Below are 16557 nucleotides of genomic sequence, written 5' to 3' on the forward strand. Positions count from 1 at the left end.
GTGGCCGGACTTCTGCTTTGAAAACAAAGAGATCACTCTTTATTGTTTTGGAGCGGGCCTCGCACCGGGGGGTCCGAGCGCAGCGACCACGACCCGTCAGACCAGAGGAGGGGGAACGCGTCATGGTGAGAGCGTTGTCCACGCCCGCGTCACGTCCCCGGGCCGGTTCCGTCGCACGGCACGCCGCCTTCAACGGCTTCACCGCGGAGCTCTTCGGCCGGCTGCCGCGCGCGGACCAGCGCAGATGGGCGCAGGCCTACATTCGGGGCCTGCTGGTCACACCGGGCCGCAAGACGGTACGGCGGCTCGCGGCCTGCGTGTCCGACTCCGCCACCGCCGCGCAGGCGCTGCACCAGTTCGTCAACGCCAGCCCCTGGGACTGGGAACCGGTCCGCGCCCGTCTCACCGACTGGGCCGCCCGCCGGTCCACGCCCCACGCCCTGGTCCTCGGCGCCGCCGTGCTGCCCAAGCGGGGCGACCGCTCCTGCGGGGTGCACCGGCGCTTCGTCCCCGGCGAGGGCCGCACGGTCAACTGCCAGGTCGGCATCGGCGCGTTCCTCGCCGTGGAGGGCGGAACCGTCCCGGTCGACTGGCGGCTGCTGCTGCCCGGGCCCTGGTCCCAGGACCCCGAACTGCGCGGCCGGGCCCGCGTCCCCGGCTCCGCGACCGGTGACGAGGACTCGGTCTGCGCCCAGGCGCTGGACCTCGTCGACGCCTTCGTCCGGCACCGGCGCGCGACCGGCCCGGAGCCGGCGGTCGGCCCGGAGCCGGCGGCCGAAGCGGACGCCCTTCCGGTGGTGGCCGACCTGTCCGGGTTCGCGGACGCCGCCGCCCTGGCCGCCGGACTCGCGGCCCGCGGACGGCGGTTCGTGCTCGCCGTGCCCGACGGGCTGGTCGTCGTGCCGGAGCGGGCCGCCCCCGTCGACCGGGGCGGGGCGCCGGCCGGTGTGCGGGTGGGGGACGTGCCCGTCTCCCACCGGTCCCGGCCGTCCCTTCCCCGGCCGGCCGCCGTGGCGACGGGGAGGGTGCGCCTCCCCGGCCTCCCCGTCGCCCTCCGGCTGGTCGCCGAGCGGCTGCCGGACGGCACCGGGGAACGGATCTGGCTCACCGACCTCGTGGACCGGCCGCCCCGTGAGGTGGTGGCACTGGGCCGGCTGGCGACGGACGCCGCCCGCACGGTGGACCGGCTGGCCGAGGACTTCGGACTGCGTGCCTTCGAGGGGCGTTCGTACCCCGGCTGGCACCACCACATGACCCTGGTCTGCGCGGCCTACGCCTACGGCACCCTCGGCTCCACGCCACCGCCCGCCCCCGTCCCGTCCCGGTCCGCCCGCGGCCCCCGCGCCGGCCGCCCGCCCCGCGGCGCCCGCACACCGTCCGCCCCGGCCAGAACCGCACCCCCGGCCACCGCCCCGACCCCGACACGACGAGACCCGGCAGCCCCGACGCCGTCCCCGACGCATGACCGCCCCGCTACGACGACCGCGACCACACGGCCGGACCGCGATCCGTGGGACGCGGCGGTGGCGGGAGCGCGAACGCCCGGTTCCGCGAACGGTGCTGGCGCCGCGCTGCCGCAGGACGCGCCGACGGTACGCACGCGAGTGCCCGGTTCCGCCATGGGCCCTGGTGTCGCGCTGCCGGAGCGCGAGCAGCGGGACGCGACGACCGGAGCGCGCACGCCGGGGGTACGAACGCGAACGCCCGGGTCCCCGACGGGCACCGACACGGCGCCGCCGGACCACAATCCGCAGGACGCGTCGGCGATAACGCACGCGTCGGCAGTTCGCACGCGAGCGCCCGGTTCCGTGACGGACGCCGGCGCCGCCCCGCCGGAGCGTCCGCGGGACGCGGCGGCAGGAGCGCGCACGCTGGCGGTTCGCGCGCGAACGCCCGGGCCCCCGACGGCCACCGACACCGCGCCGCCGGACCACGATCCGCTGTACGCACCGGCGTTACGAGCGCGGACGCCGGGGTCCGCGACGGACCCGCAGGCGCTCCGAGCGCGAAATCCCGGGTCACCGGCGGACGTCGGCACGGAACGTACCCGGAATCTCGCCGCGGCGGCACGCACTCCGCAGGGCGTGCCGCCACCCGCCGGGCCCCGTGCCCCGGCCACCCCGCCCCGCCATCGGCAGGACCCCACCGGGTGCCCGCCGGCCCCGACACGAACGGACTGCTCCTGATGGCCCTTCCCCAAGCGTTCTGGCTGCTGTGGTGCGGGCAGACCGTCAGCCGGCTCGGCACCCTCGCCCCCGCCTTCCTCGTCCTCTACCTGGAGCAGGACGGCCTGGTCGCCCCGGGGACGACCCCGCTCGTCGTCGGCCTCTTCGGCGCGGGGGTCGTGCTGTCCGGACTGGTGGGCGGCGCGGTCGCCGACCTGATCGGGCCACGCCGGACCATCGTGGCGGCCCAGCCCGTCACCGCCGCGATGGCCCTGCTGTTCGCCGTCGCCGACCACGTGGTCGCGCTGTGCGTCCTGTCCCTGATCACCGGCTTCCTGTCGTCCGTCGACCGGCCCGCCGGGGCCGGGCTGATCTCGGCGATCGTGCCGCAGGAGCAGTTCTCGAAGGCGTACAGCCTCTTCCTCGTCGGCTTCAACATCGGCATGTCGCTCAGCCCGGTCGTGTCCGGCTTCCTGCTGGCGGTCAGCCCCGGCGCGCTGTTCGTCGTCTGGGCCGCCTCCAGCCTCGTCTACGCGGCCCTGGTGTTCGCCGTGCCCGCCGACGCGCCCCCCGCCGCCGACCGGCCCACCGGGGCGGCCGCCGCCCTCAAGTCCGCCGCGCGCGGCATCACCGAGCCCTTCCGCACCCCGGTGCTCCTCGGCTTCCTCCTGCTGACCTTCCTGCTGGCCTGCATCTACCTCCAGGTCAACTCCGCCCTGCCCCTGGGCATGCGGGACAACGGCCTGACCTCCGGCGACATCGGCTTCGTCCTGGCCGTCAACGCGGTGCTGTCCGTCATGCTGCTGCCGCTCGTACCCCGGCTCGTCGGACGGCTGCGCGCCCACGTGCCCCTGATGCTGGCCGGCGCCCTCATGGCCGTCGGCTTCGGCGCCAACGCGTTCGCCGGGGGCGTCGTCTCCTTCACGATCACCACGGTCGTCTGGACGCTCGGCGAGGTGCTGTGGGCACCGATGTCCGCGACGTTCATCGCCGACCGGGCACCCGCCGGGCGCAGCGGCACCTACCAGGGGTCGTACTTCTTCGCCTGGAACGCCGCCTTCGTCGTCGGCAGCCCTGCCGGACTGGCTCTCGCCCGGGTGCACGGCTACGAGTCGCTGTGGATCACCGTCCTCGGCCTCGGCCTCGTCGTGACGCTCGGCTTCGCCCTGCTGCCGCGCCTGGCCGGGTTCGCCACCGAGCCGCGCACCGACGCCGAACCCGAGACCACCGCCCGCGAATCCACCGCCCCCGAATCCACCGCCCTTCAGCCCACCGCCCCCGAACCCACCGAAGCGCTGACCCGAGAGAACAGGTGACCCCCGTGTCCGCACCGCACACCCCCCGCACCGCCCTGCTGATCGGCGCCGCCGGCGGCATCCTCGAGGAAGTCGCCCGCGAGCTGGCCGAACAGGGGCACACCCTGGTCCTGTTCGACCGCGACGCCGAGGCCCTGGACCGGCTCGCCACGCGGCTCACCGCGATCACCAAGGTCGAGGCCGTCGTCGGGGACATCACCGACATCCCGGCGGCCGAACGGCAGCTGACCGACATCGTCGACCGGTTCGCCCCGTCGATCCTCGTCAACGGCGTCGGTGGCGACACCCGCGTCATCGGCTACGCCGACCTCACCACCGACCACTTCGACCAGTCGTTCCTGGAGAACGTGGTCAGCAGCTGGATCGCGGTCAAGGTCTGCGCCCCGCGCATGGCCGCCGACGGCTACGGCCGCATCGTCAACTTCGCCTCCGCCGGCGGCCGTACGTACAGCCACTTCAACAACGCCGCGTACGTCGCCGCCAAGGCCGCCGTCATCGGCATGACCAAGCAGATGGCCTACGAACTGGCCGCCAGCGGCGTCGTCCTCAACGTCGTCGCCCACGGCCCCATCGCCACCGCCCGGGTCGCCGGTGCCTGGGAGCGGCGCGACCCCGCGCAGAAGGAGGCCGTGCTCGCCCGGCTGCCGATGGGCCGCATGGGCACCGTCTCCGAGGCGGTCGGCAGCGTCCTCCACCTGTGCTCCGAGAGCGCCGGCTACTCGACCGGCTCCGTCATCGACATCAACGGCGGCCTCTACATGTGAGGCCCGCCCCCGTCCCCGACCCGGCAACCGCCCGGACACCCCAGGAGGCACCCATGGCGACCTTCGTCGTCGAGTTCGAGTACAACGTCGACCGCGAGGGCCGGGAGCACCTGCACCCCGCCCACACCGCGTACCTGCGCGACCTCACCGACCGCGGCGTGCTGCTGCTCGCCGGTCCGCTCAAGGACGTCAACGGCGGCCTGCTCGTCTACGAGGCCGACGACGCCGAGCACCTGCAGCAGATCCTGGACGCCGAGCCCTACGTCAAGGGCGGCATCGTCTGCCGCGTCCGCATCCGCCGGTGGGCCCCCGGCAAGGGCGCGATGCTCGCCGCCCCGCAGCCCTCGGCCGCCTGACCCCACCGCGACCCCGCCCGGCCGCCCCTCCCGTTCCCCAGCCCCGGAAGGAAGCAACTGACGTGCTCGTGACGCCAGTTCAGCCCGACACCGCCCTCCGCCGCGAAGCGCTGCACGCCGGCATCGTCGATCCGGACATGGACTCGATGCGCCTGCTCAGCGAGACGGCGATGAAGTTCCCCGACGCCCTGTCGTTCTCCTCGGGCGCCCCCCACGACGGCACCCACGACCTCACCAAGCTCTCCTACTACGTCGACCGGTACCTGACCCACCTGCGGGACCAGGGCGTCCCCGAACAGCGCATCACCCGGCTGCACTTCCAGTACGGGCCGGTCAACGGCTTCATCCAGGACGAGGTCGTGCGGATGCTCGCCAAGGACGAGGGCATCGAGGTGCCGCCCGAGGCCGTGATGATCACGCACGGCTTCCAGGAGGCGGCCCTCATCGCCCTGCGCGGCCTGTTCCGCTCGCCCGACGACGTCCTGCTGTGCGTGTCCCCGGCGTACGTCGGGATCCGGGGCGCCGCCCGCATGCTGGACATCCCGGTCAAGGGCATCACCGAGGGCCCCAGCGGTCTGGAGCCCGAGGCCGTGGCCGCCGCGGTCCGCGCCGTCCGCGCCGAGGGCCGCCGCCCCACCGCCCTGTACCTGGTCCCCGACTTCTCCAACCCCTCGGGCACCGTCGTCCCGCTCGAAGCGCGCCGGCGACTGCTGGAACTGGCCGCCGAGGAGGGCTTCACCATCCTCGAGGACAACCCCTACGGCCTGTTCGCGAGCGACGAGGAGCGGCTGCCGACCCTGAAGGCGCTCGACACGCGCGGCGACGTCGTCCACCTCGGCTCGTTCGCCAAGTCCGCGTTCCCCGGAGCCCGCCTCGGCTTCCTGGTCGGGGACCGCACGGTCGTCGGCGAGGACGGCGTGCGGCGCACCCTCGCGCAGGAACTGTCCAAGGCCAAGGCCATGTTCACCGTCGGCTCCTCGTCGCTGTCCCAGGCCGCGATCGGCGGCATCCTGGTCGACGCCGGCCACGACCTGCGCTCCGCCACCCGCGAACTGGCCGCCGTCTACAAGGAGCGGCTCGCCGCCACCCTCGACGCCCTCGCCGAGCACTTCCCGCCGGAGCACTACGCCGAGCACCAGGTGCGCTGGAACCGGCCGCGCGGCGGCTTCTTCCTGGTCGTCGAGGTGCCCTTCGAGGCCGACCTGGCCGCCATGGAACGGTCCGCCCGCGACCACGGCGTCAGCTGGGCGCCGATGAGCATGTTCCACCTCGACGGCGGCGGCGAGCGCGCCCTGCGCCTGGGCTTCAGCAACCTCACGCCCGGCGCGATCCGCGAGGGCGTCGCCCGCCTGGCCGGGTTCATCAAGGCCCAGGCCGGCGACCCCGGCACGGCCCCCACATCCCCGATCGTGCCGGAGGCCCACTCGTGACCAGCACATCCACCGGACCGGGCAGGCGCCGCGTCGCCGTCGTCGTCGACGGCTACTCCGCCGGCAACTTCTACCCCGTCGCCTTCGCCGCGTACGACACGGACGTCGTCCACGTGCAGAGCACGCCGGAACTCATCCCGGCGATGGCACCGCCCGACCTCACCGCGTACCGCGAGAACATCGTGTCCTCGGACGAGACCGCCCTCGTCGAGGCGCTGCGCGCGCTGGACCCGGTGTGCGTGATCGCCGGCCAGGAGTCGTCCGTGCCCCTCGCCGACCGGCTGAGCGAGGCGATCGGCGTCCCGTCCAACGGCTCGGCGCTGTCCCCGGCCCGCCGCGACAAGTACGAGATGACCGAGACGCTGCGGCGGGCCGGCGTGCGCTGCGCCCGCCAGATCAAGACCGCCGACCCGGACGCGGCCGTGGCCTGGGCCGAGGACCACGGCAGCTACCCGGTCGTCGTCAAGCCGCTCAGCTCGGCCGCCTCCGACGGCGTGGTCGTCTGCGACGGCCCCGACGCGGTGCGCGCCGCCGCCCGCGCCGTCCTCGACGCCCCCAACATGTTCGGCCTGGCCAACACCGAGATCCTGGTGCAGTCCTACCTCAAGGGCACCGAGTACATCGTCGACACCGTCAGCTGCGGCGGCGAGCGCTACGCCTGCGGCGTCTGGGAGTACGAGAAGACGCTGCTGCCGTCCGGCAAGAACATCTACAACCGCGATCTGCTCGCCGACCCGGACACCACCCCGCTGGTCGCCGACCTGATCGGCTACGTCGACCAGGTCCTCGCCGCCCTCGGCATCGCCTGGGGACCGGCCCACGCCGAGGTCATCGTCACCGACGAGGGTCCCGTCCTGGTCGAGATCGGCACCCGCCTCAACGGCAACATCAACGCGCCCTTCCACGACGTGTGCCTGGGCCACAACCAGGCGGCGCTCACCGCGCAGGCGTACACCCGGCCCGACGAGTTCCGCGCGCAGCACGCCGGCCGGACGTACGCCCGGCGGCAACCGGCCGTCGTGTACAACACCCCGACCGCGCTGGACGGCGTGGTGGAGGCCGTCGACGAGACGGCCGTGGCGGAGATCCGCTCCCTGGAGAGCGTGTTCTTCACGGCGGTCAAGTTCCCGCCCGGCTCCCGCATCCGGCCCACCGTCGACCTGCTGACCAGCTCGATGCGCGTGTACCTCACCGCACCGGACGAAGCCGCGCTCACGGCCGACTACGAGAAGGTCCGCTCCCTCAAGGACGCGGTCTATCGGCTCGCCTGACCGGACACCGTCCGGCTCCCCGACCTTCCTTTCCCTCATCACGACCCTTCCCGGAGGCTCACTGTGCACAGCCGTATCGGTCTCTTCCTGTCCCCCGTCCACGAGACCGGCCAGGACCCGCACCTGGCGATCCGCCGGAACCTCGACCTCGTCGAGTACGTCGACGACCTCAACTTCGACGAGGCGTGGTTCGGTGAGCACCACACCCTGGGGTGGGGCCTGGTCGGCGCACCCGAGACGCTGATAGCCGCCGCCTCGCAGCGCACCCGCCAGATCAAGCTGGCCCACGGTGTCGTACCGCTCTCCGGCCACCACCCCTTCCACGTGGCCAGCCGGGCCGTCCACCTCGACCACCTCACCCGCGGCCGGTACATCCTGGGCGTCGGGCCGGGCGTGCCCTTCGACGCCAAGATGTTCGGCCTGGAGCAGCCGGTGCAGCGCCGCCGTCTGGAGGAGGCCCTGCCGACCGTCCTGGAACTCGTCAACGGCGAGGAGCGCATCACCCAGCAGACCGACTGGTTCGACCTGCGCGACGCCAAGCTCCAGCTGCCACGCTTCAGCCCGCAGGGCATCGAGGTCGCCGTCGCCACGTCCGGCACCTCGCAGTCCAGCCCCCGGCTGATCGGGCAGTACGGGCTGAGCATGACCTCGTTCGCCCTGCCCTTCGCCCTGCTGACGCCGGGCGCCCCCGCGCACATCAACCTGGCCCACCAGTGGAAGTACGCCGAGGAGGCGGCGGCCGAGCACGGGCAGACGCTGGACCGCGACAAGTGGCGCATCGCCCTGCCGGTGCACGTCGCCGAGACCCGCGAGGAGGCCTACGCGGACGTGCGCGAGGGCTACGACCGCTGGCTGTTCGAGTACTTCGGCAAGGCCGCCGGCCGCGAGGTGCTCAGCCCGGACGTGCCCCGGGAGCGGGCGCTGGAGGCCCGGGTCGAGGCGGGCGGCGCGCTCGTCGGCTCCGTCGACGACGTGGTCGCCGGCATCGAGCGGCTGCACGAGATCACCGGCGGCTTCGGCACGCTGCTCGTCTACGTCGCCGACTGGACGTCGTGGGAGAGGACCAACCGCAGCATGGAACTGCTGGCCCGCTACGTCGCCCCGCGCATCACCGGCTCGGCGGCCCGGCCGCAGGAGGCGGTCGACTTCGCGATCGCCGCCCGCCGCAAGTAGCCCGCGGAACCACCGCCGACCGGGACCCCGCCGCGGCACCGCACCGCCGCACGGGGCCCGGTCGACGGGCGGGGGCGCCCGACGGCCCCGGCCCGCCCCCGTGCCACGCCACGCCTGCACGCACGCCATCGGAGAGAACTCATGCTGGAGCAACGCTCGTTCCGCGACATACTCGGCCGGTTCACCACGGGAGTGGTCCTGGTCACCGCAGACACCGCCGAGGGCCCGAAGGGCATGGCGGTCAACTCCTTCACCTCCGTCTCCCTGACACCGCCGCTGGTCGCCCTGTGCGCCGCGGACACCTCCTCGACCTGGCCGGCCATCCGCGAGCACGGCACGTTCGCCGTGACGATCCTCGGGGACGGTCACGCGGACCTGTGCCGGCTGTTCAGCACCAAGGGCGCGGACCGGTTCGCCACCGGCCGCTGGTCGTCGACCCGGGCCGGGCACCCCATCCCGGCCGACGGCCTGGGCTGGCTCGACTGCCGCATCAGCACGCTGCACCGGGCGGGCGACCACGAGCTGGTGATCGCCGAGGCCCTGGAGGGCGACCTCACGGAGCAGGCCGGCCCCCTGGTCTTCCACGCCGGCCGCTTCACGGCGCTGGCAGCGGCCTGACGCACGGCAGCCGCGCCTGACGCACGGCAGCGGCGTCACCCGCCGTAGCGCGTCGCCCAGGAGCCACCGCCCCCGGCACCGTCGACCGGCCCGGGCCGAAGCCCTCCGGCACCCTCGGCCCACCCGCCGACCTGGACGGGCCCTCCGAGCCGGGCTCGACTTACTCGGCCTGCTCGGTCCGCTGGGTCCGTTCGGCCCAGGTCGGCTCACCTGTCCTGCTCGCCTGCCTGGTCTGCTCACCTGTCCTGCTCGTCCGCTCGGCCCGTCCGGCTCAGCTCGGTTCCTCGGCCGCTTGGCTGCTCGGTTCGCTCGGCTCGGCTCCTCGGTCTGCTCGGCCTGGCTCGGCCGCCTGCCCTGCTCGGCCACCCGTCCTGCTCGGCCCGCCGGGCCTGCCGAGCTCGTCGTGAGCCGGCCCGGCCGAACCCGGCCGGTCCTGCCGAAACACGGCCGACTTCTGCCGGACAGGGGCCGGACCCGGCCGGGCACGGGCCGGTACCCGCACCCGGTCCGCCCCGGCAGGACCGGACCGGCCGAGCGCCTGGCCGGGTCCGGTACGCGCCCGTGCCGACGCCCACGAGAAAGGCAACCCGCGTGTCCCTCACCGACCCCATACCCACCCTGCCCCTGCCGCCGGATGCCAGGGGCGAGGCCGAGCTCCGCTTCGTGCGGACCGCACCACGCCATCTCGTCGACCGCACGGCGGTCGCCGAGGTACTGATCACGGACTGGCGCCGGCTCGGCCCCGACACCTTCCGCCTGGGCGCGCAGTGGCCGCGCGGCCACCACTTCTACGCGCCCGTCGCCGGCGTCTGGTACGACCCGCTGCTCGCGGTGGAGTCGCTGCGCCAGGCGTCCGTGCTGGTCGGCCAGACGTACTACGGGGTCCCGGCGGACCACCACTTCGCCATCGCCGACCTGGAGATCGAGATCGTCCCGGCCGCCATGCTGCTGGGTTCTCGGCCCGCGGAGGTGCATATGGAGGCCGGTGCCTCGGAGGTCCGGGGCCGCGACGGCACCCTCAGCGCCCTCACCCTGGAGGCCGACCTGCTGCGCGGCGGCGACTTCGCCGGGGCGGGACGCCTCACCCTGCGCGTCGACGCCCCGCGCGAGCCCGCCGCAGCGGAGGGCGCCGGGTACCCGCCCCTGCCGCCCCCCGTCCCGCCGGCGATCGTGGGCCGCCTCGACGAACGCGACGTCGTCCTCGGCGTCCCCGGCTCCGCGGCCGCCCGCCGCGGCCTGTCCTGGGACCTGCGGATCGACCCCGGCCACCCGGTGCTCTTCGACCACCCCGCGCACGACGTCCCCGGCATGGTCCTGCTGGAGGCCACCCGCCAGGCCGTCCAGGCGGCCTGCGCCCCCTACCGCGTCCTGCCCACGGAACTGCGCTGCGCCTTCCACGCACCTCTGTCCCTCAGCGTCCCGTGCCACGTCACGGCGACGAGACTCCCGCCCCAGGACGCCACGGAGGACGCCGTGCTCCGCGTCACGGCCCACCAGTCCGGCCACCTGGCCTTCGACAGCCTGGTCGTGGCCACCCTGTGCGACTGAAGTCGGGTGGGCCTCGCACGCGAAACAGGTGAGGCACCCAGGAACGTTCCTGAGTGCCTCACCTGATGTTTCAACTGTCGGGGTGGCGGGATTTGAACCCACGACCTCTTCGTCCCGAACGAAGCGCGCTGCCAAGCTGCGCTACACCCCGATGTCGCTGCTGTCGCGGCGACGTCGTTTACTTTAGCCCACCGGTGGCTAGAGACGAAATCCGGTTTTGCCGCGGTGGCGCATGGGGTTCGGGCGGGCGTGGTCCAGCCCCACCAGCAGGACTGCCAGCGCGTAGAAGGACAGGCCCAGGAGCAGGGCGTTGCCGAAGACCTTCTTGTAGCCGTCCTGGGCGACGTCCAGGAAGGGGTAGAGGTACTGGTCGGTGCTGCCCGGCAGGAGCAGCTCTCCCCGGACCAGGCAGAAGGCCAGGTACGCCAGGGGGTACAGCAGCCACGTGCTGGCCTGGCGCAGGTGCAGGCGGCCCGGGGCCGTGAGCAGGAGCCAGTCCAGTACCGCCAGGACGGGGGTCACGGTGTGCAGCACGGCCTGGGAGACCGCCCGCCGGCCGCTCGGCTCGGCCGCCGCCTCGCCGGTGAGGGCGAAGGGGCTCGCGTCGTTCGCCAGGAGCAGGTGGTGCACCGCCGCAGCGATCACCACGTAGAGCAGCGTCGCGCCCAGGAGGCCGCCCGGCAGCGGGCGGCTCGCCGTCCAGGCGCGCCGGGCCGACAGGGTCATGACCAGGGCCAGCAGGATGTTGCTCTGGACGACGAAGAGCCCGAGAGCACGGGACGCGTCGCCGAGGAGCAGCTCCAGCGTCACGGCCCCGGCCGCCGCGGCGGCGACCAGGAGGCGGAACGCCGCGGCCGCGGGGCGGCGGACCGGGGTGACGACGGCCGTGGCGGGCACGGGCGTCGGCTTCAGCGCGGGCTTGCCCGGAATCGCGGGGAGGTCCGGTATGTCCCTGGGTATCGGGGCTGTCATGCCCTCACGCTGACAGAACCGGACATAAGGGGCTATGTGGGCGGAGCTGAGTGGGTGACCGAGCCCCGGCCCGGGGCCGCGCTCCGGCCCGCTGCCGCCTGCCCCGGCCTCTACCGCCTGCCCTGGTCTCGTCCGACCAGCGTCAGCAGCGTCGCCTCCGGCGGGCACGCGAACCGTACGGGGGTGTAGCGGTTCGTCCCGCAGCCGGCCGAGACGTGCAGGTACGACGTGTGCCCGTCGGCCGTGTGCGTGGACAGGCCCTTCACCCGGTCCGTGTCCAGGTCGCAGTTGGTGACCAGGGCGCCGTAGAAGGGGATGCAGAGCTGCCCGCCGTGGGTGTGGCCGGCGAGGATCAGCGGGTACGCGTCGGCCGTGAAGGCGTCCAGACTGCGCAGGTACGGGGCGTGCACCACGCCCATCGAGAAGTCGGCCGAGTCGGACGGGCCGCCGGCCACGCGCGCGTAGCGGTCCCGCTTGATGTGCGGGTCGTCCAGACCCGTCAGCTCCACCGTCGCGCCCTCGAGCTTGAGCTCGCCGCGGGTGTTGGTGAGGTTGAGCCAGCCCGCCGCGTCGAAACCGTCCCGCAGGTCCTCCCACGGGTTGTGCACCACACCCTTGGCGGGCGCGTTGCCGTTCAGGCCGTGGCGGCCCTGGGCCTTCTCCTTCAGGTAGAGGGCCGGGTTGCGCAGCTTGGGACCGTAGTAGTCGTTGGAGCCGAAGACGTACGCGCCGGGGAACTCCATCAGCGGGCCGAGCGCGTCCAGGACCTCGGGGACGCCCTCGGGGTCGGACAGGTTGTCACCCGTGTTGATCACGAAGTCCGGGCGCAGACCGGCCAGGGAGCGCAGCCAGCGCTGCTTCTTGCGCTGTCCGCCGACCATGTGGATGTCGGAGACCTGGAGCACACGCAGGGGGCGCATCCCCGGGGGCAGGACCGGGACGGTGACCCGGCGGAGGCGGAAGGAGCGGGCCTCGAAGCCCGCGGCGTACAACAGACCGGCGGCGCCAGCCGCCGCGATTCCCAGGGGGACTCCGTATCGCGCGCGCATACGCCCATCGTGTCAGACCGCGGAGGCGGGCCGGGTACGGCGGTGGGTGAAATGGCCTGCCGGTACGGGCCCTTGCGGTGCCGTCGCCGGGCAGGGCCGCGGTACGGCCGCTAAATCGAGGGCGCCCTTCGTCGCGCACCTGCGACAATCACCGCATGACCACGCTCAAGTCGAAGCTGCAGGATGACCTCAACGCCGCGATCAAGGAGCGCGACGAGCTCCGCTCCTCGACGCTCCGGCTGACGCTCGCCGCGATCACCAAGGAGGAGGTCGCGGGCAAGGAGAAGCGCGAGCTCTCCGACGACGAGGTCCAGAAGGTGATCACCCGCGAGGCGAAGAAGCGGCGCGAGGCCGCCGAGGCCTTCGCGCAGGGCGGTCGTCCCGAGCAGGCCGAGCGGGAGAAGGCGGAGGGCGAGGTCCTGGCCGGTTACCTGCCGCAGCAGCTGTCCGACGACGAGCTCCAGCGGATCGTGGCGCAGGCCGTCGAGGAGGCCAAGGCGGCCGGTGCGGAGGGGCCGCGGGCCATGGGCGCGGTCATGAAGATCGTGAACCCGAAGGTGGCCGGTCAGGCCGAGGGCGGCCGCGTCGCCGCCGTCGTGAAGAAGCTCCTCGCCGGCTGAGCCGACGCCAGACGTCAGACGTCAGGCGCCAGACGCCGACGCCAGACGCCCACGCCGTACGCGACGCGGCCCCCTCTCCACCACCAGGTGGAGAGGGGGCCGCGCTCATGTCACTGCCCGTCGGAAGCCGCACGGGCCAGCGGAAGTCGCCCGCGTCAGCGGAAACCGCCTCCGTTGCCGCCTCCGTTGCCGTTGCCCCCACCGTTGCCCTGGCCGCGGAAGAGGCCCTCCGGGAGGGAGAACGAAGGCGTCGGGAAGGGGTTGTCGCCGCCGCCTCCGCCGTTGTTGTTGCCCCCGAACAGACCGCCGATGAGGCCGTCGTTCCCGCCGTTGCCGTCACCGTTCCCGCCGTCGTCACGGCCACCGCCGTCGTCCCCGCGGTCCCGGTCCCGGTCGCGGTCGACGCCGCCGGGGATGTGGACGTCGTTGAAGTTCTCGACCGGCTTGCCCGCCAGCGCGCCGGACATCATGTCGCGCCAGATCGGACCGGGCACCTCGCCACCGAAGACCTTGCCGTAGGACCGGCCGCCGATGGTGATGCCGGTCATCTTGCGCTTGTGCGCCGGGTCGCCGACCCACACCGCGCCGGCCATGTTCGGCGTGTAGCCCACGAACCAGGCCGCGTACCGCTCGTCCGTCGTACCGGTCTTGCCCGCGCTGGGCCGGCCGCCGAGGCCCGCCTTGGAGCCGGTGCCGTCCTCGACCACGCCCTTGAGCAGCGCGTTGATCGTGTCGGCGGTCTTCTCGGACATCGCGCGCGAGCACGTCGACTTCGGCACCGGGAGCGACTTCGTCTTGTCACCGATCCGCCGGCTGACCGCCTCGATGGCGATCGGCGTGCAGTGCATGCCGCGCGAGGCGAAGGTCGCGTAGCCGTTCGCCATGGTCAGCGGGGACATCTCCTGGGTACCGAGGGCGATGGACGGCACCTGCGGCATCTTGTCGCCGTCGGCGCGCTGGACGCCCATCTTCTTCGCCATCGTCGTCACCGGGCAGATGCCGATGTCGCTGATCATCTGCACGTAGTAGGTGTTGACCGACTTGGCGGTCGCCTCGCGCATGTCGTACGGGCCGACCTCCGACTCGTTCTCGTTCTCGAGCCGGGCCGGGTTGCCGGTGTCGTTCATCCACTGCTTGCCGTCGCAGGCCGAGACGGGGCTCGGGTACGGCATCTGGTACGGCGAGGAGTACACCTTGTTCGCCGGCATCCCGTCCTCGAGGGCCGCCGCCGCCACGATCGGCTTGAACGTCGAACCGGGCTGGTAGCCCATGCCGCCGCCCATCGCCTGGTCGACGGAGAGGTTGATCTGCGTCTCGTTCTTCTTGAAGCCGTACGGACGCGACTGGCCCATGGCGAGGATCTTGCCGGTGCCCGGCTGGACCACCGTGGCGGCCGTGGCCACCTCGTCGCTCTTGTAGACGTGGTCCCGGATGGAGTTCTGCGCCGCGTCCTGGGCCTGCGGGTCCAGGGTGGTGCGGATGGTGAGGCCGCCCTGGTTCCAGACCTTCGCGCGCTGCTTCCTCGTCTTGCCGAAGACCGGGTCGGTCAGGAAGACCTCGCGCACGTAGTCGCAGAAGAAGCCGGCGCCCTTCACGGCCGTGATGCAGCCGTTCTTGGGCTTGCTGACCTTCAGCCCGAGCGGTGCCTCCATGGCCTTGGCGGCCTGCGCGCCGGAGATGTCGCCCACCTCGGCCATGCGCCGCAGCACGATGTTGCGCCGCTTGGTGGCCTCCGCCTCGTCGTTGACCGGGTCGTACCGGCTGGGCGACTGGACGATGCCGGCCAGCAGGGCCGACTCCTTCAGCTTCAGGTCCTTGGCGGGCTTGGAGAAGTAGCGCCGGGACGCGGCCTCGATGCCGTAGGCCTGCTGGCCGAAGAACGTGATGTTCAGGTAGTTCTCGAGGATCTTCTTCTTGCCCAGCTCCTCCTCGACCTGGATCGCGTACTTGAGCTCGCGGATCTTGCGGCCGATGGTCTGCTGGGTGGCTTGGGCGACCTTGGTCGGGTCGTTGCCGGCCTCCTCGATGAAGACGTTCTTCACGTACTGCTGCGTCAGGGTGGAGGCGCCCTCGGAGACGCCGCCGGCCTGCGCGTTCTTGTTGAGGGCGCGCAGGACGCCCTTGAGGTCGACTGCGCCGTGCTGGTAGAAGCGCGAGTCCTCGATAGCGACGATCGCCTTCTGCATGGACGGCGACACGTCCTTGAGGGGGACCACCGTGCGGTCGCGCGAGTAGACCGTGGCGATCGGGCCGCCCTCGGCGTCGAGGATGGTGGTGCGCTGGCTCAGCGGCGGGGTCTTCATGTTGGCCGGGAGCTCGTCGAAGCTCTCGACGGATCCCTTCGCCGCCAGCCCCAGCGCACCCACCGCGGGCAGCGCGAGACCGGCCAGCACCGCCCCCGCCAGGACACTGACACCGAGGAACTTGGCGGCCTGCTGCGTGGGAGACAGACCACCGCCCGAGCGCTTGTTTGGCATGAGGGCAGCCTACGTTCTCATTCGCCGGACAGGCGTATATGCCTTGGCCTAAGCTGCTCTCAACTGTCACAGCAGCGAGGTCACGTATCAATACGTCCGGCGACCCCGAATCGTTCCGGATGTTCCCGACTTTCTGGTGGGGGCGTGTCCGAATCCGCCTTGTGTGTCATACGGCGTCCGTTGTGACGCAACTGAACTGTCCCGTTTTGACGGGAAAGTTGCGTATGTCGCCAGCTCACTCCCCCGGGTGATCTGCCGCTTACCCATAGTCCGTTCGGGCCATTCAAGATTGGGCCCGAAGGGGGTGTTGCGCTGTGCCCACCTTCCGTAACGTCCTCAACTGGCGGCGGTGAATATGCCGCTGCCGCCGTGGGGGAGCCTCGATTCGGGAGAGGACGGCGCCGGTATGGGCTGGGTAACCGACTGGAGTGCGCAGGCGGCCTGCCGCACTACCGATCCGGATGAACTGTTCGTTCAGGGAGCAGCGCAGAACAGGGCCAAGGCGGTGTGCACCGGATGCCCGGTGCGCACGGAGTGCCTGGCCGACGCGCTGGACAACCGCGTCGAGTTCGGCGTGTGGGGAGGCATGACGGAGCGGGAGCGCCGCGCACTGCTGCGCAGGCGACCCACCGTGACCTCCTGGCGCCGGCTGCTGGAGACGGCGCGTACGGAGTACGAGCGGGGGTGCGGTGTCCTCCCCCTCGACGACGACGAGGTCTACGAGAACTACGCGGCGGTGAGCTGAGCGGCTCCCGCCGGGAGCCGCCGGAGGTCGAGGGCCCTTCACGGGGCCCGCGC

General features: G+C 72.6%; 13 protein-coding genes, 1 tRNA gene and 1 pseudogene. 11 read left to right on the forward strand and 4 right to left on the reverse strand.

What is annotated here, in order from left to right:
* Positions 1-122: 122 nt before the first annotated feature.
* From ACZ6ZN_RS22405 to ACZ6ZN_RS22445, 9 genes and pseudogenes are all read left to right on the forward strand, one after another.
* A pseudogene (locus ACZ6ZN_RS22405) lies at positions 123-1313 on the forward strand (IS701 family transposase); the annotation flags it as partial.
* An 872-nt stretch (positions 1314-2185) separates the two neighbouring features.
* Positions 2186-3481, forward strand: a complete 1296-nt coding sequence (locus tag ACZ6ZN_RS22410) for an MFS transporter (protein ID WP_469648736.1) — start codon at positions 2186-2188, stop codon at positions 3479-3481.
* A 5-nt stretch (positions 3482-3486) separates the two neighbouring features.
* The gene (locus ACZ6ZN_RS22415; RefSeq protein WP_398108928.1) at positions 3487-4245 is read left to right on the forward strand and encodes an SDR family NAD(P)-dependent oxidoreductase; all 759 of its coding nucleotides are present in this window, start codon (positions 3487-3489) and stop codon (positions 4243-4245) included.
* A 53-nt stretch (positions 4246-4298) separates the two neighbouring features.
* Positions 4299-4601: a YciI family protein gene (locus tag ACZ6ZN_RS22420; RefSeq protein WP_398108927.1), complete on the forward strand. Its 303-nt coding sequence runs from the start codon at positions 4299-4301 to the stop codon at positions 4599-4601.
* A 62-nt stretch (positions 4602-4663) separates the two neighbouring features.
* Positions 4664-6031, forward strand: a complete 1368-nt coding sequence (locus ACZ6ZN_RS22425; RefSeq protein WP_398108926.1) for a PLP-dependent aminotransferase family protein — start codon at positions 4664-4666, stop codon at positions 6029-6031.
* Positions 6028-7302 (forward strand): ATP-grasp domain-containing protein, encoded by a 1275-nt coding sequence (locus ACZ6ZN_RS22430; protein ID WP_469648740.1) that lies wholly within the window; start codon positions 6028-6030, stop codon positions 7300-7302. Before ACZ6ZN_RS22425 ends, ACZ6ZN_RS22430 begins: the two co-directional genes overlap by 4 nt.
* A 63-nt stretch (positions 7303-7365) precedes the next feature.
* Positions 7366-8475: an LLM class flavin-dependent oxidoreductase gene (locus ACZ6ZN_RS22435; RefSeq protein WP_469648743.1), complete on the forward strand. Its 1110-nt coding sequence runs from the start codon at positions 7366-7368 to the stop codon at positions 8473-8475.
* A 141-nt stretch (positions 8476-8616) separates the two neighbouring features.
* Positions 8617-9093, forward strand: a complete 477-nt coding sequence (locus ACZ6ZN_RS22440; protein ID WP_398108923.1) for a flavin reductase family protein — start codon at positions 8617-8619, stop codon at positions 9091-9093.
* 591 nt (positions 9094-9684) lie between these two features.
* Positions 9685-10641, forward strand: coding sequence for a ScbA/BarX family gamma-butyrolactone biosynthesis protein (locus ACZ6ZN_RS22445; RefSeq protein WP_469648745.1), 957 nt, complete (start codon positions 9685-9687; stop codon positions 10639-10641).
* Positions 10642-10718: 77 nt separating this feature from the next.
* Here ACZ6ZN_RS22445 and ACZ6ZN_RS22450 read toward each other — a convergent pair.
* From ACZ6ZN_RS22450 to ACZ6ZN_RS22460, 3 genes are all read right to left on the reverse strand, one after another.
* Positions 10719-10792: transfer RNA gene (locus ACZ6ZN_RS22450), tRNA-Pro, on the reverse strand.
* Between the two features lie 47 nt (positions 10793-10839).
* Positions 10840-11613 carry a Pr6Pr family membrane protein gene (locus ACZ6ZN_RS22455; protein WP_469648748.1) on the reverse strand — a complete coding sequence of 258 codons (774 nt, stop codon included), beginning with the start codon at positions 11611-11613 and terminating at the stop codon, positions 10840-10842.
* Positions 11614-11723: 110 nt separating this feature from the next.
* Entirely contained in the window at positions 11724-12662 is a 939-nt protein-coding gene (locus tag ACZ6ZN_RS22460; protein ID WP_451876231.1) for a metallophosphoesterase, read from the reverse strand.
* A gap of 155 nt (positions 12663-12817) precedes the next feature.
* Here ACZ6ZN_RS22460 and ACZ6ZN_RS22465 point away from each other — a divergent pair, with 155 nt between their 5' ends.
* Positions 12818-13282 carry a GatB/YqeY domain-containing protein gene (locus tag ACZ6ZN_RS22465; RefSeq protein WP_376328139.1) on the forward strand — a complete coding sequence of 155 codons (465 nt, stop codon included), beginning with the start codon at positions 12818-12820 and terminating at the stop codon, positions 13280-13282.
* A 155-nt stretch (positions 13283-13437) separates the two neighbouring features.
* On the opposite strand, the gene ACZ6ZN_RS22470 is transcribed toward ACZ6ZN_RS22465, so the two are convergent.
* On the reverse strand, positions 13438-15759 hold the full coding sequence (locus ACZ6ZN_RS22470; protein ID WP_451876232.1) for a transglycosylase domain-containing protein: 2322 nt from the start codon (positions 15757-15759) through the stop codon (positions 13438-13440).
* A gap of 406 nt (positions 15760-16165) precedes the next feature.
* Between ACZ6ZN_RS22470 and wblA the strand changes: the two genes are divergently transcribed.
* On the forward strand, positions 16166-16504 hold the full coding sequence (gene wblA / locus ACZ6ZN_RS22475; protein ID WP_333932195.1) for a transcriptional regulator WblA: 339 nt from the start codon (positions 16166-16168) through the stop codon (positions 16502-16504).
* Positions 16505-16557 lie beyond the last annotated feature (53 nt).

Source organism: Streptomyces sp. NPDC053665 (assembly GCF_055585285.1).

Bases quoted from the DNA above. Each gene is read 5' to 3' on its own strand.
- wblA (WP_333932195.1), top strand. From the start codon at position 16,166: ATGGGCTGGGTAACCGACTGGAGTGCGCAGGCGGCCTGCCGCACTACC.
- ACZ6ZN_RS22440 (WP_398108923.1), top strand. From the start codon at position 8,617: ATGCTGGAGCAACGCTCGTTCCGCGACATACTCGGCCGGTTCACCACG.
- ACZ6ZN_RS22470 (WP_451876232.1), bottom strand. From the start codon at position 15,759: ATGCCAAACAAGCGCTCGGGCGGTGGTCTGTCTCCCACGCAGCAGGCC.
- ACZ6ZN_RS22410 (WP_469648736.1), top strand. From the start codon at position 2,186: ATGGCCCTTCCCCAAGCGTTCTGGCTGCTGTGGTGCGGGCAGACCGTC.
- ACZ6ZN_RS22420 (WP_398108927.1), top strand. From the start codon at position 4,299: ATGGCGACCTTCGTCGTCGAGTTCGAGTACAACGTCGACCGCGAGGGC.
- ACZ6ZN_RS22460 (WP_451876231.1), bottom strand. From the start codon at position 12,662: ATGCGCGCGCGATACGGAGTCCCCCTGGGAATCGCGGCGGCTGGCGCC.
- ACZ6ZN_RS22465 (WP_376328139.1), top strand. From the start codon at position 12,818: ATGACCACGCTCAAGTCGAAGCTGCAGGATGACCTCAACGCCGCGATC.
- ACZ6ZN_RS22455 (WP_469648748.1), bottom strand. From the start codon at position 11,613: ATGACAGCCCCGATACCCAGGGACATACCGGACCTCCCCGCGATTCCG.